Consider the following 321-nt stretch of genomic DNA (forward strand, 5'->3'; position numbering starts at 1 on the left):
CCGGCCGGCGGCAAGGGGCTGAGGCTCGAGACGCGGCTCAACGATGTGGTGGTCCAATCGGCGACCACGGACGACATGCTCTTCGATGTCGCCACCCTCATCGAGACGATCAGCGAGGCGATCACGCTCGAGGCCGGCGACCTGATCGTCAGCGGCACCCCTGCCGGCATCGGATGGGCCCGCAATCCGCGCCTGCTGATGAAGGACGGTGACAAGTGCGAAGTCTCGATCGAGGGGCTTGGAAAGCTGGTCAATCCGATCCGCGACGAAGTTCGCCGCGAGGACATGACCGGTAAGGCCGCCTGACGGAAATCGCCGGAA

General features: G+C 65.1%; 1 protein-coding gene. It reads left to right on the forward strand.

Annotated elements, in window-relative coordinates:
- A partial coding sequence (locus EN851_RS35025) for a fumarylacetoacetate hydrolase family protein (protein WP_135931098.1) occupies positions 1-306 on the forward strand: 306 nt, incomplete at its 5' end.
- Between the last annotated feature and the right edge of the window lie 15 nt (positions 307-321).

The sequence above is a fragment of the Mesorhizobium sp. M8A.F.Ca.ET.208.01.1.1 genome, assembly GCF_004791315.1.
Classification (GTDB): Bacteria; Pseudomonadota; Alphaproteobacteria; order Rhizobiales; family Rhizobiaceae; genus Mesorhizobium.